The 22,790-nt window shown below is 58.6% G+C and carries 19 protein-coding genes; 9 read left to right on the plus strand and 10 right to left on the minus strand.

The window, feature by feature from the left end:
- Window positions 1–114: 114 nt before the first annotated feature.
- Window positions 115–2,031, minus strand: coding sequence for a hypothetical protein (locus FNT36_RS21195; protein WP_144851876.1), 1,917 nt, complete (start codon window positions 2,029–2,031; stop codon window positions 115–117).
- Window positions 2,032–2,297: 266 nt separating this feature from the next.
- Between FNT36_RS21195 and FNT36_RS21200 the strand changes: the two genes are divergently transcribed.
- The 7 genes from FNT36_RS21200 (at window position 2,298) to FNT36_RS21230 (ending at window position 7,511) form a co-directional block, all read left to right on the plus strand.
- Complete coding sequence (locus FNT36_RS21200; protein ID WP_144851878.1) at window positions 2,298–3,566, plus strand: putative DNA modification/repair radical SAM protein; 1,269 nt, start codon at window positions 2,298–2,300, stop codon at window positions 3,564–3,566.
- Window positions 3,567–3,622: 56 nt separating this feature from the next.
- Window positions 3,623–4,024, plus strand: coding sequence for a hypothetical protein (locus FNT36_RS21205; RefSeq protein WP_144851880.1), 402 nt, complete (start codon window positions 3,623–3,625; stop codon window positions 4,022–4,024).
- 54 nt (window positions 4,025–4,078) lie between these two features.
- Window positions 4,079–4,297 carry a hypothetical protein gene (locus tag FNT36_RS21210; protein ID WP_144851882.1) on the plus strand — a complete coding sequence of 73 codons (219 nt, stop codon included), beginning with the start codon at window positions 4,079–4,081 and terminating at the stop codon, window positions 4,295–4,297.
- 44 nt (window positions 4,298–4,341) lie between these two features.
- The gene (locus FNT36_RS21215; RefSeq protein ID WP_144851884.1) at window positions 4,342–5,220 is read left to right on the plus strand and encodes an alpha/beta fold hydrolase; all 879 of its coding nucleotides are present in this window, start codon (window positions 4,342–4,344) and stop codon (window positions 5,218–5,220) included.
- Between the two features lie 20 nt (window positions 5,221–5,240).
- The gene (locus tag FNT36_RS21220) at window positions 5,241–6,155 is read left to right on the plus strand and encodes a TIGR03915 family putative DNA repair protein (RefSeq protein ID WP_144851886.1); all 915 of its coding nucleotides are present in this window, start codon (window positions 5,241–5,243) and stop codon (window positions 6,153–6,155) included.
- A 127-nt stretch (window positions 6,156–6,282) separates the two neighbouring features.
- Window positions 6,283–7,137 (plus strand): dTDP-4-dehydrorhamnose reductase, encoded by an 855-nt coding sequence (rfbD, locus tag FNT36_RS21225; protein ID WP_144851888.1) that lies wholly within the window; start codon window positions 6,283–6,285, stop codon window positions 7,135–7,137.
- Window positions 7,138–7,232: 95 nt separating this feature from the next.
- On the plus strand, window positions 7,233–7,511 hold the full coding sequence (locus FNT36_RS21230; protein WP_144851890.1) for a hypothetical protein: 279 nt from the start codon (window positions 7,233–7,235) through the stop codon (window positions 7,509–7,511).
- A 218-nt stretch (window positions 7,512–7,729) separates the two neighbouring features.
- Here FNT36_RS21230 and FNT36_RS21235 read toward each other — a convergent pair whose 3' ends face one another.
- Entirely contained in the window at window positions 7,730–8,941 is a 1,212-nt protein-coding gene (locus tag FNT36_RS21235) for an MFS transporter (RefSeq protein WP_144851892.1), read from the minus strand.
- A 166-nt stretch (window positions 8,942–9,107) separates the two neighbouring features.
- Window positions 9,108–10,037 carry an AraC family transcriptional regulator gene (locus FNT36_RS21240; RefSeq protein ID WP_144851895.1) on the minus strand — a complete coding sequence of 310 codons (930 nt, stop codon included), beginning with the start codon at window positions 10,035–10,037 and terminating at the stop codon, window positions 9,108–9,110.
- Window positions 10,038–10,300: 263 nt separating this feature from the next.
- On the opposite strand from FNT36_RS21240, the gene FNT36_RS21245 reads away from it, so the two are divergent.
- Window positions 10,301–11,830, plus strand: a complete 1,530-nt coding sequence (locus FNT36_RS21245) for an aldehyde dehydrogenase family protein (RefSeq protein WP_144851897.1) — start codon at window positions 10,301–10,303, stop codon at window positions 11,828–11,830.
- A 145-nt stretch (window positions 11,831–11,975) separates the two neighbouring features.
- Complete coding sequence (locus tag FNT36_RS21250) at window positions 11,976–12,368, plus strand: DUF779 domain-containing protein (protein WP_144851899.1); 393 nt, start codon at window positions 11,976–11,978, stop codon at window positions 12,366–12,368.
- 71 nt (window positions 12,369–12,439) lie between these two features.
- Here the strand turns inward: FNT36_RS21250 and FNT36_RS21255 are convergent, their stop codons facing one another.
- The 7 genes from FNT36_RS21255 to pbpC form a co-directional block, all read right to left on the minus strand.
- A complete protein-coding gene (locus FNT36_RS21255) occupies window positions 12,440–12,727 on the minus strand; it encodes a hypothetical protein (RefSeq protein ID WP_144851901.1) in 288 nt (95 codons plus the stop codon).
- 342 nt (window positions 12,728–13,069) lie between these two features.
- Window positions 13,070–16,363, minus strand: coding sequence for an efflux RND transporter permease subunit (locus tag FNT36_RS21260; protein ID WP_144851903.1), 3,294 nt, complete (start codon window positions 16,361–16,363; stop codon window positions 13,070–13,072).
- Window positions 16,364–16,460: 97 nt separating this feature from the next.
- Window positions 16,461–17,636, minus strand: coding sequence for an efflux RND transporter periplasmic adaptor subunit (locus FNT36_RS21265; protein ID WP_233636124.1), 1,176 nt, complete (start codon window positions 17,634–17,636; stop codon window positions 16,461–16,463).
- Window positions 17,633–18,973 carry a TolC family protein gene (locus FNT36_RS21270; protein ID WP_233636125.1) on the minus strand — a complete coding sequence of 447 codons (1,341 nt, stop codon included), beginning with the start codon at window positions 18,971–18,973 and terminating at the stop codon, window positions 17,633–17,635. Before FNT36_RS21270 ends, FNT36_RS21265 begins: the two co-directional genes overlap by 4 nt.
- Before the next feature lie 177 nt (window positions 18,974–19,150).
- Window positions 19,151–19,651: a YybH family protein gene (locus tag FNT36_RS21275; protein ID WP_144851907.1), complete on the minus strand. Its 501-nt coding sequence runs from the start codon at window positions 19,649–19,651 to the stop codon at window positions 19,151–19,153.
- A 99-nt stretch (window positions 19,652–19,750) separates the two neighbouring features.
- The gene (locus FNT36_RS21280) at window positions 19,751–20,302 is read right to left on the minus strand and encodes a glycine zipper domain-containing protein (RefSeq protein WP_144851909.1); all 552 of its coding nucleotides are present in this window, start codon (window positions 20,300–20,302) and stop codon (window positions 19,751–19,753) included.
- 145 nt (window positions 20,303–20,447) lie between these two features.
- The gene (gene pbpC / locus FNT36_RS21285) at window positions 20,448–22,787 is read right to left on the minus strand and encodes a penicillin-binding protein 1C (protein ID WP_233636126.1); all 2,340 of its coding nucleotides are present in this window, start codon (window positions 22,785–22,787) and stop codon (window positions 20,448–20,450) included.
- Window positions 22,788–22,790: the final 3 nt, after the last annotated feature.

Consider the following 22,790-nt stretch of genomic DNA (forward strand, 5'->3'; position numbering starts at 1 on the left):
TGTATTGCGAACAACCTATAGGGCTGCAAAATGTTATGCTGAAGGTGATTTTCTTAAGTATACGCACCGAATTAACGCGCTGTTGAGGCTAAGTGCGGCACCTAGGCAACTAGCTTACTGGTAATCGTAGCGCACCACACTGGGCTGCCCAAAGCTGAAGTCGCTAAACTGATACGAGTCGCGTGAGGTCTCAAACAGCCGCAAGCCATTGGGCGTGAGCTGTCCCCTAGGGTAAAAACCCAGCAGTAGCTGAAAAGTCCGCAATACTGTCAATTCGTTGCGGAAACGGAACCCGATGCCAAAGCCGGTGTAAGGCGTTTGGGTGCCAAACGGCGAGCCGCCCCCGATGGTCTGGTTGACAAAAGCCACATCGGCAAAAGCCAGCACTGCCATGCGAAAGCCCAGCAGCGAAAGCGGCGTGTATATAGTGCCTTCGTAGCTGGTAGTGAAGCGGCTGGTAGGCAGCACCTGGCCCGCCGGCTGAAAGCCGCGCACGGCCCCACCGGCCCCACCTACGCCGCTGAGCAATACCTCGGCCGGGTAGCGGTTGAAGCCCGCTGTGAGGCGCGCATTCAGCAGGTGGCGGCTCTGGTAGTTGCCCACCCGGTAGCGCCGCGTGAAGTACAGAAACTGTCCGGTCAGCAGGCCCTGCTCCCAGCCGCCATCCTGCACGCGCTGGAAGGTGCTAAAGCCTAGGCTGCCATAGAGATAGCCCTGGCGCTCGGAGTAGCCGGCAGTGGCCACTTTGGCATCGAAGTAGCGGCGCGCTCCCACCGGGTTGGCCTCCATGCCCGCCGTGAGGCTGAGCAGCGTGCCCGCTGGCACGTCTTCGGTGCGCCCAAAGCCGAAGAGGTACTTATCCTTATAGTAGCGGCGCACCGAGTAGCCTACCGCCCCTAGATACAGCGTGCGGGTGCGGTCGTCGGGGGTGTTGGTGGGGTTGGTGGTGTGGTTTTCGTGCAGCACACTAGCTGCCACAATCACCCGGCCGGGATTTTCATACCCTAGGTCGTAGGAGCGCAGGCGCAAAGCCCGGCCCACCCACAGGCTCTGGCTGGTGAAGGAGCGAAACTGAAAATTGGGCTGCTGCCCTTCGGCCGGCGGCGCATCGCGGGGCAGCACAATGCGCAGGTTGATGGCATCGAGCGAGAGCGCGCCCGCCCACCGGGCGCTGGGCGAGTAGAAATCGCGCTGCACTGCTACGCCGCCCGAGTGCGACTCAAACTCATTGAAATAGTACCCGCGGCCATACACGAAGTTGCGAAATGGTACCCGGTACGTGCCCTCGTAGCCCCAGTCCTGCGGTAGGTCGCGCCCATACTGGTAGCGGTTGTCAAACTGGTGCCCGAGGCCCAAAAAGTTCTGGTCGCCGGCCGTGACGATGGCCTGGGTAGGCGTGCGAAAATCGTAGCCCGCCGTGATGCTAAATACGTCGGTGGTGTACACCAGAATATCGACACTGTCGCGGGTGGCCGTAGCGTCGTTTACTAGCACCCGCGCATCGAGTAGTTCGTCGGTTTGGCGCAGTAGGCGCTCGCTTTCAGCCAAGGCCTGCGGCAGCAGCGGCTGCCCCGGCTTGAACAGCAGCAACTGCCGGATGCGCGCCGGCGCCGTGCGAATATGAATGGCGTTGCCAGCCTTTTCTAAGAAGGTGCGCGGCTGCCGCAGCGAGTCGTTGAGGCTATACCCAAACGCGTCAAAAGGTGTGATGGTGACGTGGCGCACAATCTTGAAGTTGTGCTGGTCAAACTGCCGGTTGAGTAGCACCGCGTCGAGGCCGCGGTCTTCCTCTCGGGGGCGCGTAAGCCGAAAAAATGCCGCCACGGCCCGCCCCGCAATGGTTTTGCGGCGCGTGTAGCGCTGCAAGCTTAGGCGCACGCGGTTTTCATCGAAGCGGCGACCTAGGGAGTCGGCTGGTAGGCTAGGGGCTTCTTCGGCCGCGTGGAGCGAGTCGGGTGGCACGGCCACGCGCGGCGTAAAGTCTTGGCCGCGCGTCTGCCCCAGGCTACTCAGCGCGAGCAGCCAGCCCAAAAGAAAAACGCAAACGGGAAAAGAAGTCAGCCTCGGCATAGGGCGCAAACGCACTCCCTGCAAGTTACGGATGCGGGCGCAGTGCTACCGCTGTCGAAGACCTAGGTGGTGTGCTTATCCCAGCAATGGAGTAGAAAGTAGCCCCCCGAAGAGTAGGGCAATTGCGGAGAAAAAGCGGAACTATTTCCAAAAAAATTAGCTTGTGAGTTGCTTGCTAATATCAACGGCAACTACTAGTTTTACCCCCGCTAACCCCCTTAGTCAAGATGAACGAGCGCATTCAAGAAAAGCTAAGCATATTGGCTGATGCCGCGAAGTATGACGTGTCGTGCTCGAGCAGTGGTGGCAAGCGCAAAAACGAGCAGAAAGGCCTTGGCAATGCCGAAGGCATGGGCATTTGCCACAGCTTCACCGAAGATGGACGCTGTGTGAGCCTACTTAAAATTTTGCTCACCAACCACTGTATTTTCGACTGCGCTTACTGCGTATCGCGCCGCTCCAACGACGTGAAGCGCGCCGCCTTTACGGTGGATGAAGTGGTGGATTTGACCATCAATTTTTACCGCCGCAACTACATCGAGGGGCTGTTTTTGAGCAGCGGCATTTTCTCGTCGCCCGACTACACCATGGAGCGCCTCGTGCGCATCATTAAGAAGCTGCGCACCGAGCACAAGTTCAACGGCTACATCCACGTCAAGACCATTCCGGGTGCCTCACCCGAGCTTATTCAGGAAGCTGGCCTGTATGCCGACCGCCTGAGCGTGAACATCGAGCTGCCTTCGGAGCTGGCCCTGCAAAACCTGGCGCCCGAGAAAAACTACGCCGAGATTCTGACCCCGATGGGCCAGATTCGCGACGGTATTATTCAGAACAAGGAGGAAAAAGCGCTTTTCAAGAAAGTGCCGCAGTTTGCCACCGCTGGCCAAAGCACGCAGCTGATAGTGGGAGCCAGCGACGAGAACGACCTGCAAATCATCAAGCTCTCCGACTCGCTTTACCAAGGCTATGGCCTGAAGCGGGTGTACTACTCGGGCTACGTGCCCGTAACCGACGACGCCCGCCTGCCGCAGGTGACGCAGCCGCCCATGGTGCGCGAGCACCGGCTGTACCAGACCGATTGGCTGATGCGCTTTTACGGCTTTGAGGCTGACGAAATACTGGACCCTGCGCACCCTTACCTCGACCTGGAGGTAGACCCCAAGCTGGCCTGGGCCCTGCGCAACCGCCACCTGTTCCCGATAGATGTGAACGTGGCCGACAAAGCCATGCTGCTGCGCATTCCGGGCGTGGGCGCACGCTCGGTCGAGCGTATCGTGCAGGCCCGTCGTTTTGGGCCGCTCACGGCCGAAACGTTGAAGCAGCTCGGCGTAGTGATGCGCCGCGCCAAGCACTTCCTGACCTGCCGTGGCTCGGCGCCAGCCCGCCTAGGCGAGCTCGACGAGCAGCAGATTCGCCGGCAGGTGCTGTTTGGGGGCAAGGCCGTGCGCTCGGCCTTGGTCACGCAGCAGCTCGATTTGTTTGCCCAAGCGGGGTAGACTAAACAGGGATGGTAACTTGCAACCACTAGGTGCCTTGTTACCATCCTACTGTTATGAAAAGTTTTGTAGTTATTTCTGCCATTGCCCTAAGTGCTAGTGCGCTCAGCAGTTGCCTTACCACCCAGGAGCCTACCTGCAACTCAACTAGCTACGTGCCCATCGTCAGTGCCATTGGCCCGAAGACGGTAGGTGTCAACCAGCCTGCCGTGTTTGCTATTGGCTACACACTGGGCAGTAGCTGCGGCACACTGAGCAATGTATCGGCGGTGCCCAATGCTAATGGTAGCCTCGTGCAAGTAGGCGTGTCGGCAAACTATGTCGGCTGCTCTTGCAGCCCAACTACCACTGTTTCACAAACCACTTACCAGTTTCAGGCTGCCACAGCCGGTACCTATCGCATTCAGTTTCTGTCAGGTAATAACATTTTTATCACCGATACGGTGATAGTAAAATAAGCCGGCCTAGGGGCCGGAATGTAACTCGTTCAGGCCATTGCGGCCCCTATTGCCATGCAAATCACCCACCGTGCTCTCGCCGACGCTGCTACCCTCCTAGATGCAGCAGCCCCAGCTAACGCCGCCGAACTGGCCCTGCCTACCTTCGACAAAGCGCCGCGCCTATCGTGCTGCTGCCGCCTCAGCGAGCTACTGCCAAAGGTGCGCCAGCTGCACGATGCGGCTCGCACGGCCCGCCTCGCTGCTGAGGGTGCCCCGAGCGTAGCTGCCTAAGCGCGGCCGCAACCCTAAGGCGGCCTCGCTAGGTACAAGCCGCTATGGATTATCCGCTGGAACACCACAACGTACAAACCAATGGCGTGCGACTGCATGTGGTACAATGCGGACCTGCCGCTGGCCCCCTGGTCATTTTGCTGCACGGCTTCCCCGAATATTGGTTTAGCTGGCGGGCGCAGCTGCCCGCGTTGGTAGCGGCTGGCTACCGCGTGTGGGTGCCCGACCAGCGTGGCTATAACCTCAGTGACAAGCCCCTAGGTGTCGAAAGCTACGTGCTGCCTACGCTGGCCGCCGACATCATTGGCCTTATCGACGCGGCAGGGCAGGCGCAGGCTGCGGTGGTAGGCCACGACTGGGGCGCCATTGTGGCGTGGTACCTGGCGGCGCATCACCAAGACCGAGTGGCTTGCACTACCATCATCAATGTACCGCACCCTAGGGCCGTGCTGCCGAACCTTTGGCAAGCGCCCGACCAGCTTTTGCGCAGTTGGTACATCGCTTTTTTTCAGATGCCAGGTTTGCCCGAGCGCTTGATTAGCCGCCGCAACTGGCAAGTTGGTGCCCAAATGCTGGTGCGCTCCAGTCGCCCCGGCACCTTCAGCCCGGCTGAAGTAGCACGCTATAAGACGGCTTGGAGCCGCCCCGGTGCCATCACCAGCATGATAAATTGGTACCGCGCCCTCAGCCGGCCACCCGTAAGTGACTGGCCGCGCATCAGTGGGCCAGTGCAGGTGCTTTGGGGCGAGCGCGACGCGTTCTTGAATAAGAAGTTTGCGCAGCTCAGCTTGGTCGAATGCGAGCAAGCCACGCTGCATTACTTTCCGCAGGCCACGCATTGGGTGCACCTCGAAGAAGCGGATAAGGTCAACGAACTGCTGTTACAATTTGTGCAGCAAGAAACTACTGCTCCTATTTCCTAACCTAGGTTAATAATTTTGCTATGAGCCAGCTAACGCCGCTTCATCGCCCTTCAAGCACGGCTGTTGGCGCAGTGGCTCCGCGGCCGGCCGCGCCCGAGCTGCGCAACCCACCCGCCGACTACACCTACGATGGCAGCTTCGAGGGCTTGCTCACGGTGCTATTTCGGGTGTACGACCGCCGCTCGGCCCCCAATAGCATTCAGCCCGAAGATGCCGTGCAAGGTGGCCTTTTTGCGCAAGCAGTGGCCGTAGCCACCGACGATGCATTGGCCACTCGCACCTGGGAGGGGCTGTTGCGCTTTATGCCTGAGCCAGCGCGGGCACGGCTCTACCACGTATTTTTGAGTGAAGACCCGGAGCGTGAGCTACTTATTTTTCGCTACGCCGACATGGCCTTGCGGGCGGGCCGCGACATCTCCGAAAATTACGCCGATGCCACTGTGCGCCGCTGCCAGCGCCTGGCTCAGCAGCTATTTCGTGAGAAGCACCGCATGGAAGCTTTTGTGCGCTTCGAGAAAGCCCAAGATGGGTTGTTTCACGCCACTATCGAACCTGATTTTGACGTGTTACCGCTCATCGCCAGCCACTTCACCAAGCGCTACGCCGACCAGCGCTGGCTCATCTTTGATAAACGCCGCCACTACGGGCTGTACTACGACCTGACGCGCACCGACGTCGTCACGTTTGAAGGCAGCGGGGCCACCCTGCGCCGGGGTGAACTGTCGGCCACAGTGCTCGACGAGCGCGAGCCGCTGTTTAAAGTCTTGTGGCAGGCGTACTTCGACCACGTTAATATTCCCGAGCGCAAAAACCTAAAGCTGCACTACCGGCATATTCCGCGCCGCTACTGGAAGTATCTCAGCGAAAAGCAGCCCCGCGAACGCCGCTTCGAGCCCATCAATAACAAGCGTGGGCCTAACGCCCTAGGTGAGTAGCGCAGGCCTGTAGTTCGCACGCATTTGCTTGGCTGCCCCTAGGTAGTTGCGTACGCAGGCGACTCGTATCCCGCGCTACTTGCCGAGCCGCCGTAATTTGCGCGCTCAACTTCGCATTGCCATATACATGAGCACTATTCTGGTTTTTGGGGCCTCGGGCCAATTGGGGCAGTGCCTAGCGCACGTAGCTAAGGAGCGCAATACACCGGGCCTCATCTTTCCGCCCGAAGACCAAGCTAACATTCTAAATCCTGCCGGCTTGCGTAGCCTTTTCGAGCAGCACCAGCCCGCCTACGCCATCAACTGTGCTGCCTACACAGCAGTAGATAAAGCTGAGGATGAAGTAGAAATAGCCCGCAAAGTAAACCGCGACGGCGCCGAAAACCTGGCCCGCCTGTGCGGCGAGTTTGGCACGGTGCTTATTCAGATTTCAACTGATTTCGTGTTTGCCGGCACCGGCAACCAGCCGCTGCTCGAAACGGACCCGGCCGAGCCCATCAGTGTTTACGGCCTCACCAAGCTAGAGGGCGAGCAGGTGATTGCGCCGCTCACCGAGAAATACTTCATCTTGCGCACCAGCTGGCTGTACTCCGAGTACGCCAACAACTTCGTAAAAACCATGCTGAAGCTGGGCCGCGAGCGCGAAGAATTGCGTATCATCTGGGACCAGGCAGGTACACCCTGCTACGCCATTGACCTGGCCGGCTGCATTCTCACTATCATCGAAGCGCAGAGCACTGCCTATGGCCTCTACCACTATAGCAATGAAGGGGTTACATCGTGGTACGACTTTGCCACGGCCATCTTCGAGTTGAGCGGCTTGCCTACGCGCACGGTGCCCATCCGCACGGCCGAGTACCCCACCAAAGCCACCCGCCCTGCGTACTCAGTGATGGATAAAACCAAAGTAAAACAGACCCTAGGTATAACAATTCCGCACTGGCGCACGAGCCTGCAAACGTGCTTAGGGCGCCTAAGCTAACCCATTTCAAAAAGCAGTTGCCTAGGCTAGTGCCTGGGCAACTGCTTTAGTTCGAGCCTAAGCATACAGTTTGGCTCAACCCATTTGCGCAATTCATGGCAACATTTCTCTTGCGAATTTCTTTTCGCAACCAACCCACCGGCAGCGATTTCCTGCTTACCGGGCGGGTGTACCCTTCTTCGACGATTATTAAAGCCGGCGATTGGCTTTTGTTCGGAGCAATTAAAGTGTTGGTAAAGCAAGTGGAAACTACTGATTACCAAGGCGTGATGCTGACAATTAGCCAGGACGCCGTCGAAACACTGCGTAGAGGCGGAATAACCCTGACGAAGTTGTACGGTACCGAAATTCCCATAGAAAGCGCAGCCCAGTAAGCAGCAGTAGCTAGCCAAGCCTAGGCCCTTCGTGCGGACTTAGGATGCGAAATGAAGGCCTTACAAGTCTGTTGCCAACGGACTCAGGCTGTTGCACTCGCGTTTTGAAGCGCGTTTAGCAATCGCCAGAAGCTTGCTTATCGTAGTAAGGTTGGCACCATTTCTCCTTGCGAAAAGTAAGGGTTGGTTGCAGCAGCGACTGAGCTAGTTAGCAATAGCTACGCCGCAGTGCGCCCGTAGTACTGATGCAGCGCCAGCGCCAGCAGCACAAATGCGCTGCCCACGGCGCACACGCCGGGCCAGCCGTAGTGCATCCAGGCTACGCCGCCCACTACCGAGCCGATGGAGCCGCCCGTGAAGTAGCCCGTCATATATACTGTGTTGAGACGGCTGCGGGCTTCGGGACGCAGTGAAAATACCAGCGTCTGGTTGGAAATGTGGGCCGACTGCACGCCTACATCAAGTAGAATAATACCCAGTACCAGCCCGGCCAGGTAGCCACCACTTACTCCTAGCAAGAGGTAGGATCCCAGCGCTAGCGCAATGCTCAGCGTAAGCGCGTAGCGCGAGCCGCGCGTGTCGGCCAGCTTGCCGGCTAGTGGGGCCGCTAGGGCACCTAGGGCCCCTACAAGGCCAAAAAAACCGGCCACATCGCTGCCGTAGTGGTATACTGGGCTAGCCAAGTAAAAGGTCAGGGTAGTCCAGAATACGCTGAACGAAGCGAAGATGGCGCCGCCCACCAGCGCCGAGCGCCGCAAGTCGGGCAGCTCGCGGGTGAGGGTGAGCAGCGACTGCATCAGCTCGGCATAGCCACCTGCAAAGGCGGGCCGGCTACGGGGCAAGCGCCAAGCCAGCAGCGCGGCTAGGGCCAGCATTAGTCCGCCCGCGCCGGCAAACACCGTGCGCCAGCCTAGGTGTGCGCCCGCATAGCCACTAATGGTGCGCGAGAGCAGAATACCGATGAGCAGTCCGCTCATCACGCGGCCTACAATGCGGCCGCGGTCGGCCTCGGGCGCCAGGGTAGCCGCCATAGGCAGCAGCAATTGCGGTACCGACGAGCAAATGCCAATGAGCACACTCGCCACCGCCAGCAGCCCAAACGTGGGGGCCACTGCGGCCCCACCTAGGCACAAGGCCGCCGCGCCCAGCATCCACAGGATAAGGTTCTTACGCTCCAGCATGTCGCCTAGGGGCACCACCAGCACCATACCCAGTGTATAGCCCACCTGGGTGGCCGTAGCTACGAGGCTGGCTCGGCTGTCGGAGATGTTGAACGTGTGGCCGATGGCCACCAGCAGCGGTTGATTGTAGTATATATTGGCTACCACCAGGCCGCAGGTAAGGGCCATAAGCCACACCAGCGCGGCATCGAGCTGGCGGAGCGGGGTAGTAGTTTGACTAGTAGAAGTAAGCGAAATAGTATCGGGCATGGGTTATACAACCCAGAGCCGGCAGTGAAGGTTGCCAGAAAGGTAACTTAGGCTTTGTAGTCAGAGCGCGAACGTGGCTCAACGCCGTGTTTAGTAGCGCAAGCCGAGTGAGCTTATGGTGGCGTGAGGTGCTCACTGCATCAGCGCTTATCTTGCAAAGCTCAAGCTACCCCGCGTGCTGCTTCTTGTATGCGCCCGGCGTTAGGCCTTCGTATTTCTTAAATAGCGCCTGGAAATACGACAGATTATTAAAGCCTGCCCGCAGGCACACCTCTGCCACGGTGGCTAGCGGGTGGCACAGCAGGCGCTTGGCTTCGGCTAGCCGCTCGCGCACGATGTACTCAACCGGCGTCAGGCCAAACTCGCGCTTAAACAAGCGGAAAAACGTGGCTTTGCTCATGCAGGCCACGGCGCTTAGCTTCTCAACGGGCAGTGGCTCAGCGAGGTGCTGCCGAATGTACTGCACCACCGCCGCGAAGGGGTGCGTGGTGAGGTGTCTGGTATAATCTTGAAAAATAAGCTGCCGAGCCTGGGTCTGCATCAGGCGCACCAGTAGCTCTTGTAGGGTGAAGCCGGCAAGCACGTCCTTAGCTGCATCAGTAGTGCGCGACACGGCTACCAGACGCTCTAGGGTACCCGTCAGCTCGGGGGTATTAGTAAGGTGGGCGAAGTCGGGTCCGGCTAGCGCCCAGGGCTGCGTGGGCTCCGTCTTGGGATAGCGTTCGTTCAGTAAGTCAACGGTTTGGCGGATGGTATCGGGGGCGATGGCTACGGCTAGGCACTGCGTAGGCTGACACAAGCAGGCGTCGGGAAAGTCGATTTCCATCAGCTCATCTTCGCCTACTACCACCGATTCGCCGGGCAGATAATCGAAGGCCGGGCGGCCAGGCAGGTGCATCACTTTCTTGCCTCGTAGCATGGTCGTGAGCGATAGCCCCTCTAGGCGCAAGGGCACGCGGTGAGCAGCGCGGTGCGTCTCAAAAATATTCAGCTCAAAGGCATCAAGGGAGAAAACCGTGCGGTTTTCGACCAGCGAGTGCAGCCGCTCCAGCGCCAGAGGCGGCACGGCGGTGGGCAAATGAACGCGGATGGGCATGGGGTGGGAGGGTGAGAAAAGCCGCTATTCAGGGCGCGCAGCGAAGCATCTCGTGTGGTGCAGTAATCAATAACGTTATTATCTACTGCGCTACGCGAGATGCTTCACTGCGCGCTGCATGACTAACGATAAATGCATGAGTAAGTACTCACTTCAACTTGCGGCAATTTCAACATTTTTTGCGACAATACCACAGTTGGCTTACCTGAAGCATAGCTCACCTTTGCCATGTTTCTTAACCTTTCCAATAATCCCACCTCATCATGGCCGAAGTTCTTGAAGCACCCACCACATTGGTGGCCCGCCCCCAGTTCAAAAACCACTACGACAACTTCATCGGTGGTAAATGGGTAGCCCCTGTGAAGGGCCAGTATTTTGATAATCCGTCGCCCATCGACGGCAAGGTGTTTACTAAAGTAGCCCGCAGCACTAAGGAAGACATCAACCTCGCGCTCGACGCGGCCCACGAAGCCTTCAAAACCTGGGGCAAGACCTCGGCCACCGAGCGCAGCAACATCCTCAACAAAATTGCCAACCGCATTGAGGAAAATCTACCCTTCTTGGCCGCTGTGGAATGCGTCGAAAATGGCAAGGCCATTCGTGAAACCACTTATGCCGACCTGCCGCTGGTAGTGGACCATTTCCGGTATTTCGCCAGCGTCATTCGGGCCGAGGAAGGTAGCGCCACCGAACTGAACAATAGCACCTTGTCGCTTAATATTCAGGAGCCCCTAGGGGTAGTGGGCCAGATTATTCCCTGGAATTTCCCACTGCTGATGGCCACCTGGAAGCTCGCACCTGCCATGGCCGCCGGCTGCTGCGTGGTGATGAAGCCCGCCGAGCAAACTCCCGCCAGCATTATGGTGCTGATGGAGCTAATTGGCGACCTCATTCCGGCGGGCGTGGTAAACGTGGTAAATGGCTTTGGCCTCGAAGCGGGCAAGCCGCTGGCCTCGTCGCCGCGCATTCACAAAGCCAGCTTCACGGGTGAGACGACCACCGGCCGCCTCATTATGCAGTACGCCGCCGAAAACCTGATTCCGGTGACGATGGAGCTAGGTGGCAAGTCGCCCAACGTGTTCTTCAAGAGCGTGATGGACCACGACGATGACTTCCTCGACAAAGCCATCGAAGGTGCGGTAATGTTTGCGCTCAACCAGGGCGAAATCTGTACCTGCCCCTCGCGGATGCTCATTCAAGAGGACATCTACGACGAATTTATTGCCCGCGTCATCGAGCGTGTGAAGGCCATCAAGCTCGGCAACCCGCTTGACATGAGCACCATGATGGGCGCGCAGGCCTCGAACGACCAGTTCGAGAAAATCTTGAGCTACCTCGAAATCGGAAAGGCCGAAGGCGCTGAGGTGCTAGTGGGCGGCGAAGCTTACAGCCAAGAAGACGGCGCGCTGGGCGAGGGCTACTACATCCAGCCCACCATGTTCCGGGGCCACAACAAAATGCGGATTTTTCAAGAGGAAATCTTCGGCCCGGTGGTTTCAGTCACGACCTTCAAAACCGTGGAGGAAGCTATCGAAATTGCCAACGACACACTCTACGGCCTAGGTGCTGGCGTGTGGACCCGCGACGCACACGAGCTTTACGAAGTGCCCCGCGCCATTGAGGCCGGCCGCGTGTGGGTAAACTGCTACCACGACTACCCGGCCGGCGCCCCCTTCGGTGGCTATAAGGCCTCGGGCTTCGGCCGCGAAAACCACAAGATGATGCTGGCCCACTACCGGCAGAATAAAAACATGCTCATCAGCTACAGCGAAAAGCCACTGGGCTTCTTCTAGGGCAGCTAGCGAGGTATCAATACTATCATGCTGAGCTTGCGAAGCATCTTATCGCGTTAGAGTCCACTAATTCTAGCGTGATAAAATGCTTTGCAAGCTCAGCATGATAGTGCATTTTAAAGCGTTACTCCTTAAGATTCTCTTTATGTCTACTCCTCGCGTCCTTTGTACCCAGGATGCCAAAGCTACCATCGACCTGCTGCGCGACGAGCACGGGCCACTCATGTTTCACCAGAGTGGTGGCTGCTGCGATGGCTCGTCGCCGATGTGCTTTGCCAAGGGCGAGTTTCGGGTGGGTAGCAACGACGTATGGCTGGGCCGCATTCACGGGTGCGATTTCTTCATGAGCGCCAGCCAGTTTGAATATTGGAAGCACACCCAGCTCACGGTAGATGTAGTGAAAGGCCGCGGCGCCAGCTTCTCGCTGGAGATACCCCTAGGGGTCCGGTTTCTCATCCGCTCGCGCTTGTTTACGGAAGAAGAAGAGCAGGATATGGCCCCTGTTTTTGCGGGCGATGAATACCCAGTAGAAGCATAAAGCTGTTAAGCCATAAACTAAAAGCGGCCGCTGCCATACCTGGCAGCGGCCGCTTTATGTGAACGGAAAGCTTATTTAAAATTACCTATTTGAAGTACAGCGGAGGCCCCAGGTGTGAAGTCACGCATGAAGCCAAAACTAAAATCTTCCGGTACGTTGTCTTCCGTGGCGCTGCCTTTCATATCGCCAACCTCTACCCGAAAGCTAATGGCCGTCAGGTGCCCGCTTGCATCAAATGCGAGCCGGTCATAGTCCAACGCAATGCCATCCTTGGCCACTTCTTTCTTGATGGTAGCCAGCTGAGCGAAGGTCGTTTGACGGTTGAAAAAAACGAGCACTTTCTTAGCGGGTGCAGCCACGGGCAAGTGCATGGGGGGTCTAGGCGACGCTGATGCCGCCGTAATCAGTAAAGCGCAACTTAGAAACAGGTATTTCATAAGAAAACTGGAGTAAAAGCCTTGCCCCGTGCAAGTGCCCGCTAAGCTACTACTCATTTGCTAGTCAACGGGTTTCAGGGTATTTAATTTTGCCAAATGTGCTACTTCGCCCCCGGTCTTCCGGCCCCTGCCTATCCTAGAAGAGGGAAGTCTACCGCAGACAAGCGTAGCTAATAAAAGAGCCTTTAGCACATTGCTAAAGGCTCTTTTGCTGGTAATAAAATTGTGTCCTGCTTCTCCCCAGGGAGGCCAGGGGGTAGCCACCTAGGTCCCTAATTCCGGCGGTGTTTCGTCTTTACGCTTGCGCTCTTCCGTTGCCTCGTCGTTGTTATTGGCCTCCGACGGGCCGGCGGGGTGCGTGCTTTCGCCCTGCGAGCCGTGGCCTTGGTGGCCGTGCTCCTCAGGCTTGTAATTGGCTTCCATCTCGGCGAGCTTTTTCTTACCGTAGGCCAGCTTGGTGATATTCAAGAATAGCACTGGCACCGCAAAAATGGCCAGGAAGGTAGCTGCCAGCATACCGCCCGTCACGGTCCAGCCGATAGTTTGGCGCGATACGGCGCCGGCACCCGAGGCGAAAGCCAGCGGTAGCACACCTAGGATAAAGGCAAGCGAGGTCATAATGATGGGGCGCAAGCGCAGCGTCACTGCTTCCATCGTGGCATCGAACACAGGCATGCCCCAGTCTACGCGCTCCTTGGCAAATTCCACAATCAGAATGGCGTTCTTAGCCGCCAGACCGATGAGCGTAATCATACCAATCTGGGCGTACACGTTGTTGGTGAGCTTGGGTACCAGCGTGAGCGCCAGGATGGCCCCGAAGATGCCCAGCGGCACCGACAACAGCACTGAGAACGGCACCGACCAGCTTTCGTATAGCGCAGCCAGTAACAGGAATACGAACAGAATCGACAGGCCGAAGATGATAATCGTGCTGTTGCCTGAGCTGATTTCTTCGCGGCTCAAGCCCGAGAAGTCGTAGCCGTAGTCGGCGGGCAGCGTCTGTGCAGCCACTTCTTTTAGCGCCGCAATGGCTTGGCCCGAACTGTAACCCGGCTTGGCATCGCCGTTGATTTCGGCCGAGCGGAACAGGTTGTAGTGCGAGATAAGTGGCGCGTTCTCGACCAGCTTGGAGGTGATAAGCGACCCTAGGGGCACTTGCTGCCCTTGCTGATTAAGCACATAAAACGAGTTCAGCGACGACACATCTTTGCGGTAAAAGGTGTCGGCCTGGGCCACCACCCTAAAATTGCGTCCGTACTTGGTGAAGTCGTTAACATAGGTACTACCCATGTAGGTCGAGAGCGTACTGAACACGCTAGTGAGCGGCACACCTAGCTTTTTGGCTTGCTCGCGGTTCACGGTGAGCTGGTAGCCAGGCGTTTTGGCCGTGAAGAAGGTGTAGGCCCGCGCTATTTCGGGGCGCTGGTTCACGGCGCCCACAAATTTGTTCACGGTCGCTTCAAAGGCCTTAATGTCGGTCGAGGCTTCGCGCTGCTCTAGCATAAAGCTGAAGCCGCCAGTGTTGCCGAGGCCCGGAATAGCGGGCGGTGGCACCACCACAATGTTGGCGCCTTTGATAACCGAAAACTCCTTTTGGAGCTGCCCAATTACGCCGTAGAGCTGCTGGGCTTCTTCCTTACGGTCGTCCCAGGGCTTCATCTGAATGAAGAACGTGCCGCTGCTCGACTTAAACGAGAAGTTTAGCGCGTTCAGGCCGCTGATGCCCGAGGCACTGCGAATGGCCGGCACTTTCTCCTTGATAATCTTAGCCATCTGGTCCATGATGGCCTTGGTGCGGGTGCTGGCCGCGCCCTGCGGCAACTCGACCGAGATAAACAAGCGGCCCTCGTCCTCCGTCGGAATAAAGCCCGACGGCTTGGTGCGAAACAGCCCGTAGGTGCCGCCATACACGGCCAGCAGCAAGACGCCCACCAGCGGCGCGAAGCGCAGTGCTCGCTTCACGCCATTGGCATACGACTTCGTAACGCGTTCAAACCACTGGTTGAACTTGTAAAACAACTTGTTGATGCCTTTCGAATCGGCCGTTTGCTCAGTGGGCCGCATCAGCAGCGAGGTGAGCGCCGGCGTGAGCGAAAGCGCGATAAAGGCCGATAGCACTACCGAAATGGCGATGGTAATGGCAAACTGCTGGTACAGCTTGCCCACAATGCCCGGGATAAAGCCCACCGGCACGAATACCGCCGCCAAAATGAGCGCGATGGCGATAACCGGGGCCGTGATGTCTTTCATGGCCTTCTCGGTGGCCTCGCGCGCCGAAATTTTCTCGGTGTCGATGTAGTGCTGCACGGCCTCCACCACCACAATGGCGTCATCGACCACAATACCAATGGCGAGCACGAAGCCAAAGAGCGTCAGCGTATTAATCGTGAAGCCTAGGGGTATAAACGCGATAAACGTGCCCACGATGGCCACTGGCACTGCCAGCACCGGAATGAGCGTGGCGCGCCAGCTCTGCAGGAACACGAACACCACAATGGTTACCAGCAGTAGCGCCTCACCTAGGGTGTGCAATACTTCCTCAATAGAAACTTTCACTACCGTAACCGACTCAAACGGAACGCTGTACGCTACGTCGGGCGGAAACTTGGTCTTGAGCTGATTGAGGGCTGCGTATACGCCTTCGGCCGTTTCGAGGGCGTTGCCGCCGGGTACCTGGTTGATAAGCAGCAGCGTGGCGGGCACCCCGTTCACAGTAGATGTCCGCGAATAGTCGAAGCTGCCGAGCTGCACGCGGGCCACGTCCTTGAGGTACACTACCGAGCCATCCTCGGGCTTGGTGCGCACGATGATGTTCTCAAACTCTTCGACTTTGCTCAGGCGGCCGTTTACAAAGAGCGTGTACTCAAAGGCTTGCGAACCGTATTGCGGGGCCGAGCCTACGGCACCAGCTGCCACCTGCACGTTTTGCTCGCGTAGGGCATTGGTTACGTCGGTGGCACTGAGGTTGAGCTGAGACAAGCGGTCGGGCTTGAGCCAGATACGCATCGAAAAGTCCTGGCCGATGCTCTGCACGTCGCCCACGCCCTTCACGCGCAAGAGCGCGTCGCGGACGTAGATATTGGTGTAGTTATCCAGAAACTTGATGTCGTGGGTGCGCTTAGGGGAGGTCAGCGCGGCCACCATCAGGATAGTCGGGTTCCGCTTCTTCACCGTGAGACCTAGGCGCTTGACCTCGTCGGGCAGCTGGGGCTGGGCCACGCTCACGCGGTTTTGCACGTCGAGCGTTGCAATGTCCACGTTGGTGCCAATCTCAAACGTCACGTTGGACGAGATGCGCCCGTCGCTTGTCGCGTTCGACGACAGGTAGGCCATGCCTGGCGTACCGTTTACCTGCGTCTCGATGGGCGTGAGCACGGTTTGCTCTACCGTGAGGGCGTCGGCGCCGGTATAGCTACCCGATATCTGCACCACGGGTGGCGAAATATCCGGGTACTGGCTAATAGGCAGGCTGAGTAGCGCCAGCACGCCCAACAGCACCAGCACTATCGATACGACGATGGCCGTGACCGGCCTTCGGATAAAAACGTCAGATATCATTCAGGAAAGAATATTATATTGAAAGCCAGTGCGCTGGCTGTAAAAAGAATGTCATTGGTCATGCAGCGCGCAGCGAAGCCTGACCAATGACAGCCGGCTATTTCCCAGTGCCCGCCGGAGCAGCGCCTTGTGCACTAGCCGGCTTGGTTGGGTCGCCAACCTGAATCTTCGAGCCTTCGTGCAGATTCTGGATGCCATCGCTCACGATGGTTTCACCAGCTTTCAGGCCCTGGCGCACCACAGTTTTATCTTTTACTTTGGTGCCAGTCAACACTTTGCGTTGCGACACCTTGCTGCTGTCGCCCACTACGTACACGTAGAACTCGCCCATCTGCTCGGTCACGGCGCGGGCCGGAATCACGAGCTGCTCGCCGGTATCTTGGTTGAGCACGCGCAGCGTCGTGTTCATACCGGCCTTTAGCAGGCGCCTAGGGTTAGGAAATTGCACCCGCACTTTCAGCGTACCCGTTTGCGGGTCCACGGCGCGGTCGATGGTCACGATTTTGCCGGGTAGCTTATAGGTCTGGCCACCGGGCACTTGCAGCGTGAAGATGGAATCCTTTCGCACGCCCTTGGCCTGCTGCAACTTGGCGAAGCGGGCAATGTCCTGCTCGCCAATGTTGACATCTACTGCTATTGGGTCTTCGGCCGATACGGTGTTGATAAGCGTTTGGCCTTGCGTCACGAGCCCTCCCAGCTTCACTTGCGCGATGCCGATGGTGCCCGTGAGCGGCGCCGTAATCACGGAATGGCGCACGTCGAGCTCTACGCTGCGCAGTGCGGCCTGCGCCGCTGCTATCTGCGACTGGGCATTGGCCACGTCGGCCTTCGAGATGTCAACTTGCTGCAGGGCAATGGCGTCTTGCTCGGCTAGGCGGCGGTAGCGCTCGGCATCCTTGGCCACGCGCACGTAGTTGGTGCGGGCTACTTGCAGCTGGGCGCGAGCCTGGTCGGCGGCGGCGGCGTAGCGCGTGCGGTCGATGGCGTAGAGCCGCTGGCCCTTAGTTACCTTCTGGCCATCCTGCACATAAATGTCGGTGAGGTAGCCCGTTACTTCGGCCAGTAGCTGCACCTCGTTGAGGGGCACTACGGTGGCAGGGTAGGTGTCGGCGCTCACTACGTCTTCGGCCTGCACCTTGTACACGGCCACGGGGGTAGCGGGGGGCGGGCCGGCTTGTTTAGCTTCCTCTTTCTTGCCGCAGGCGGCCAGCAATCCCGCGAGCAGCAGGGCCGGCGCCACGCGGCCCGGAGCGATTAGGTTGAAATTTCTCACTGGTTAAACGTAATGTTGCCTAGGGCGCGCTGCACGTCCAGCTTGCTGGACAACACATTGAACAACGCGTTGTAGTAATTGAGCTGGGCCGTGCGCAGGTCGGCCTCGGCAATGGTCAGCTCCAAAAAAGTCTTGATGCCCTCGCGGTACTGGAGGTTGATGACACGGTACACTTCCTTGGCATCTACTAGGTTGTCTTGCAGAGCGTTGAGCTGGCTCAAAGCCCCTTTGTAGACACCTAGGGCCTGGTCATATTCGGTGGTAATCTGATTTCTGGTATCAAACAAGTCCAGGTCTAGGCGCTCGTCTTGTAGGCGCGCTATTTTCAGGTTTTGCAGTCGCCGCAGGCCCGTGAAGAGTGGTAGCGCAAACTGCGCCCCGGCCTGCTGGTTGGGGTAAGCCGTTTTGTACAAGTCCGAAAACTGGTTGTTCTGATACACCCGGTTGTAGTTGTAGAAACCCGATAGCGTGGGCAAAAAACCGTAGCGGTAGTAGTCGATGGTAATGCTTTGCAGGCGCTTCTGCGTCTGCAGCTGCTGAAGTTCGATGCGGCGTTCGGGCACCAGCCGCTCGGCTGTGTCGAGCTGGGCTTCGCGCACCATCTGCAGGGTGTCGTATTGCAGGGTCAGGGGCTTTTCGGGAGCCAGGCCCATGAGCTGCTTCAGCGCCGAGTACTTGCCGGGCAGCACGGTGGCTGTGGTGCGGCGCTGGGCGTAGGCGTTGCGCAAGGAAACAGAGGCCCGTAGGTAATCGGTTTTATCGACCACGCCCACGTCGAGCTTGGCCTTCGAGTCCTTCACCTGCAGTTGCTGGCGCTGAATGGCCTCATCAAGAATGGCCAACTGCCGCTCGGTTAGCAAAATATCGTAAAACGCTTTGCTGACGTTCGTTACCACGTCAATCTTATTGGCGATGGTCGTTTGCTGGTACACTAGCCGCGTGGGGCGCACCGAGCGCGCGGCACGCAGCACATCATTGCTAAATAGCAGCTGGCTGGCCGCGATACCCAGCGTCGAGGTGTTATTCAGGCCAATGCGAATAACCTGCTGCGGCCCCGTGGGGTCGGTAAGGTTTGGGAAAACCGCCGTTGGCAGCTGGATATTACGGGTGTAAATGCCCGTAGCGTTTACTTGCGGCAGCCAGCCCGACAGCCCAATGCGAATGTTGCGCTCCCCAATCTGCTCATCGAGCTGCGACTGGCGCACCACGGGCTGGTTGCGCAGCGCAAAGCTGATGCACTCTGCCAAGCTAGCCGTGCTGGGTATTGGCTGCGACGCTGGCGCGCCGGGCGCTTGTGCGCTAGCCCCTAAGCCGCGCAATAAGCTTACGGCGAGCACTAAAAACAAAACGGCCGACCGACCTCGCAAGGTGCGAGGCCGAGCCGGCCGGTATAACCCACGAATAAAGAATTGGCTCAACATCAACTAGCAATTACTAAAGCTACCCTGCCAGCTCCCAAAGAGCTGCCAAGGTGTAGTAAGCCAGTTGTGCGGTAAAAGTTTATTTGAAGCTCATTATTTTTTCACCCGCACAGGCAGGTCTTCCAGTTGTGCGTGGCTGAGTTTCCAATTGCCGTCGCTGCCTTTCTTCCACAAAAACAAGAAGTTGCCTTCGCCAGTGCCAGCCGTGGGGTCGGCAGAGGTCGGCAGCACATCTACCGAGAACGTGCCTGCCTCATAAGCTGTGTTGGCGTCGGTGCCCGAGCTCACCACGCTCGTTTTGAGATTGGAAATGGTATTGATAGTGGGAGTAATCCACTTGTTGGTGATTTCTGACTTTCCACTAAAGTGGGTTTCACCTTGCAGAAACTGCGCATCGTCGGCTAGCAGCGAAGTCGCTTTGGCGGCGTCCTTGCTATTCCAGGCACCTAGGAACTGCTGGTCGAGCTCGCTCACGCTCACGTTGCCAGTGGTAGTGGTGGCAGCGCCAGTGGCACTTACGCTGTCTTTGTTGGTATTGCCAGAGCACGAAGCCAGCAAAGCGGCGGCGCACACCAGCGACAAATAAGATTTCATAAAAGGGGTTTTGGGAAAAAAATAGAAGAGGCGAGAAGTACGAAAAACCCAGGCCGGTGGACCTGGGTTTTTCGTACTTTAATTAAACTCAGGCTATGCTTACCAGCTTTTGCGCCGCACCTCGGCGGTTGGGTAGGCGACATCGCTTTGGCCATACTGCGGGTTGGGCATGAAGCCCGAAGCTACCATGGCATTCGGCTCGGTGCTAGGTGCCAGGGCTTGGGCACCGGCCACACTAGCCGCGGCTAACGTGGTAGCACCCGCCACGCGGCTAATGCTACCGGGGTTGCTAGCTACCGAGCGGTGCTCGGCAGCGGCGGCCCGCTCAGCGGCGTCAGCCCGAGCGTTGGCGGCCGCAATGCGGCGGTTGGCGGCAGCGCGCTCAGCGGCCAGGGCGGCAGCTTTCTTACGCTTGTTATCAATGTGCTTGCCTACGCCGTAGCCAACGCCAGCGCCAGCTACCCCACCGATGGCGCCGCCTACTACGCGGTTGCGCTTATTAATAAGGGCACCACCTAGGATACCGGCTGCGCCTCCGATAGCGGCGCCTTTGCCCTGCGGGCTCCAGCCGCGCTGGGCCTGGGCTTGATGGCTATACACGAAGCTGAACAGCAGCACCGGAACGAGAAATAACCAAGAAGTACGTTTCATGGGAAGAGTAGTGGGAAGCTGAAAGGAAAGTCAGAATGATGATAGGTGTTTTACAAGCACTGTGCCAATTACGACTTAGGTCAATAACTGGTTTGCGGAGACCAACTCGGCTCTATGGCAGCGAGCAGGCAAGTAGCTAGCGGCTTTACAGTTGGCGCACTAGCACGCGCACGTCTACATTGCGGCCATGGTCGTCGGCGCAGGAGATTTTGACCTCACCAGTAGGCGGCCGAAAAAACACGCGCTCCGTAGCGTTGGCCGCGCGCAAAAACTGGTCGTTGACGTACCAGTACACCTGACGCACTTCGGCCGCGGCGGCGCAGCTTAGCAATAGCTGCTGGTCGGCGGCATCGAGCACATACTCGGCGTGGGCGGCCGGCGAAGTAATGGCAAGCGGAGCCGCTGCCTCGGAGCCATCGGTGCTGCTGCCGCGCACGAGGCGGCAAGCGGGGTTGTGGGGCGGCAGGCGGCGGGTGGGTTGGCCCTGGGCTTCGCGGTAGGCTAGCACCTCGGGCAGCACATTGGGGTACAGTGCCCGCCGGTAGCCGACGGCGGGCACGCAGGCGCGGCAGTAGCTAAAGGTGCCGTCGGCGGCCACCAGTACTTCCTGCTGGTGCTGGCAGCGGTGGCTGGTAGAGGCACCAGGCAGGTAATAGTCAATGAGCTGATTGTCGCAGTGCTCGCCGGGTACCAAGCCGGTTTCGGCGCATACCAGTCGAAAGTCGAGGCTGGCTGGCGGCGCAAACCACTCATTGCTGGAGTTATAGGCCAGCGCATTGAATAAGTCGAACAGTAGCGGCGAGGCTACATCGGCGCCGGTGAGGGCCGGGCTACCCTGCCCACTAAAGTTGCCTACCCACACCCCAATGGTGTAGTCTTTATTATAGCCAATGCTCCAGGCGTCGCGGCGGCCGTAGCTGGTGCCGGTTTTCCAGGCAATGCGCGGCAGATGGCGGCTGCTGGCCGCATCTACAGGCAAGTCGGGCCTGGTACGTTGGGCCAGAATGTCGGTGAGCAGGTAGGCGGACGCTTCGCTAAGTAGCTGCCTAGGGCGTGCGCTCGCACCTACAGCGCCTTGAGTGGTGGTTAGGGCCGGCGGCGTCCATCTGCCCTTAGTGGCCAGCGCCGAGTACAGCCCCGTTAGTTCTTCTAGTGTGGCGCCGCAGCCTCCCAAAATGGTACTCAGGCCCAATCTAGGAGCATCGCGCGCCACCTGCCGGAAGCCCGCTTGCCGCAGGGTACTTGTGAAGGCTGGCACGCCCACTTCCGACAAAACCCGCACGGCCGGGATGTTGAGCGAGTAAGTCAGCGCTCGTTCCATCGTCACCTCGCCCTGGCAATGCTTGTCGAAGTTTTCGGGCCGAAAGCCCTGAAAGTTGGTCGGCACATCGGGCAGTACGGTTTTGGGCGTGAGCAGGCCGCGGTCGAGGGCCAGGCCATAGAGCAGCGGCTTTAGCGTGGAGCCCGGCGAGCGCACGGCTCGCACGCCATCGACCTGCCCGCTGCTGCCTTGGTCGCCAAAGTCGGCCGAGCCCACGTAGGCCTCCACAGCGTGGGTGCGGTTATTAACTACTAGCACGGCCGCTTGCGAAATGCCCAGCGTGGCCAGGCGGCGCACGTAGTTGCGGGCCAAGTCCTCGGCCTTGGCTTGGGTGGCCGGGCGCAGCGTGCTATGGATGAGCGGCGTGCCAGGCTGCGCCTGCACCAGTCGCCGCGCCAAGTGCGGGGCTAGGGTAGGGGCGGGGTGGCGCCGCGCATCTAGGGGCTCTAGTAGCGCGTCGGCAATGTCTTGCGGCGGAAAAAGATGCTCCTGCCCAAAATACCGCAGCCAGCGGTTGCGCTCTTGTAAAATCTGGTCATTATTTCGGCCCAGCACCAAGCCGCTAGGTCGGTTCGGAATGATGGCCAGCGTCACGGTCTGAGCCAGCGAGAGGTAGTGAGGCGGCTGCTGAAAATAAAGCAGTGCCGCCGACTTCACGCCCTCGATGTTGCTGCCGTAGGGCACTAGGTTGAGGTAAAGCTGCAAGATTTCAGCCTTGCTATAGTGCGCTTCTAGCTGCGTGGCGCGCAGCATTTCGAGCAGCTTATTGCCGAAGGTGCGCTCCTTAGGCTCGAGCAGGCGTGCCACCTGCATGGTGATGGTGCTGGCCCCAGTGGTGCGGCCGTGGCCTAGGAGGTTGCGCCCCGCTGCCTGCACCAATGCCACGGGGTTCACCCCAAAGTGGTAGCGAAAATACTGGTCCTCCTTCGCGATAATGGCTGTTTGCAGCGCCGGCGTAATCTCGGGCAGCTCCGTCTTCATCCGCCACTTTTGGGTCGGGTTGAGGTAGGCGTGCAGCACGGTGCCGTCGTGGGCTAGCACCAGCGGCGAATATTGTGGGGCTAGCGGCAGCGGAAAAAGGCGGTCGAGCACCAGTGCCAGTAGGCCCAGCAGCAGTAAGCCACCGCCTAGCTGAAGAAACCACCGTTTTCGTGCGCTGCGCATCCT

Origin of the sequence: Hymenobacter setariae (genome assembly GCF_007713685.1) — a bacterium.
GTDB lineage: Bacteria > Bacteroidota > Bacteroidia > Cytophagales > Hymenobacteraceae > Hymenobacter > Hymenobacter setariae.

Excerpts from the sequence above, each read along its gene's own strand:
- FNT36_RS21200 (WP_144851878.1), top strand. The coding sequence starts at position 2,298 with ATGAACGAGCGCATTCAAGAAAAGCTAAGCATATTGGCTGATGCCGCG.
- FNT36_RS21205 (WP_144851880.1), top strand. The coding sequence starts at position 3,623 with ATGAAAAGTTTTGTAGTTATTTCTGCCATTGCCCTAAGTGCTAGTGCG.
- FNT36_RS21210 (WP_144851882.1), top strand. The coding sequence starts at position 4,079 with ATGCAAATCACCCACCGTGCTCTCGCCGACGCTGCTACCCTCCTAGAT.
- FNT36_RS21215 (WP_144851884.1), top strand. The coding sequence starts at position 4,342 with ATGGATTATCCGCTGGAACACCACAACGTACAAACCAATGGCGTGCGA.
- FNT36_RS21220 (WP_144851886.1), top strand. The coding sequence starts at position 5,241 with ATGAGCCAGCTAACGCCGCTTCATCGCCCTTCAAGCACGGCTGTTGGC.
- rfbD (WP_144851888.1), top strand. The coding sequence starts at position 6,283 with ATGAGCACTATTCTGGTTTTTGGGGCCTCGGGCCAATTGGGGCAGTGC.
- FNT36_RS21230 (WP_144851890.1), top strand. The coding sequence starts at position 7,233 with ATGGCAACATTTCTCTTGCGAATTTCTTTTCGCAACCAACCCACCGGC.
- FNT36_RS21235 (WP_144851892.1), bottom strand. The coding sequence starts at position 8,941 with ATGCCCGATACTATTTCGCTTACTTCTACTAGTCAAACTACTACCCCG.
- FNT36_RS21240 (WP_144851895.1), bottom strand. The coding sequence starts at position 10,037 with ATGCCCATCCGCGTTCATTTGCCCACCGCCGTGCCGCCTCTGGCGCTG.
- FNT36_RS21245 (WP_144851897.1), top strand. The coding sequence starts at position 10,301 with ATGGCCGAAGTTCTTGAAGCACCCACCACATTGGTGGCCCGCCCCCAG.
- FNT36_RS21250 (WP_144851899.1), top strand. The coding sequence starts at position 11,976 with ATGTCTACTCCTCGCGTCCTTTGTACCCAGGATGCCAAAGCTACCATC.
- FNT36_RS21260 (WP_144851903.1), bottom strand. The coding sequence starts at position 16,363 with ATGATATCTGACGTTTTTATCCGAAGGCCGGTCACGGCCATCGTCGTA.
- FNT36_RS21275 (WP_144851907.1), bottom strand. The coding sequence starts at position 19,651 with ATGAAATCTTATTTGTCGCTGGTGTGCGCCGCCGCTTTGCTGGCTTCG.
- FNT36_RS21280 (WP_144851909.1), bottom strand. The coding sequence starts at position 20,302 with ATGAAACGTACTTCTTGGTTATTTCTCGTTCCGGTGCTGCTGTTCAGC.
- pbpC (WP_233636126.1), bottom strand. The coding sequence starts at position 22,787 with ATGCGCAGCGCACGAAAACGGTGGTTTCTTCAGCTAGGCGGTGGCTTA.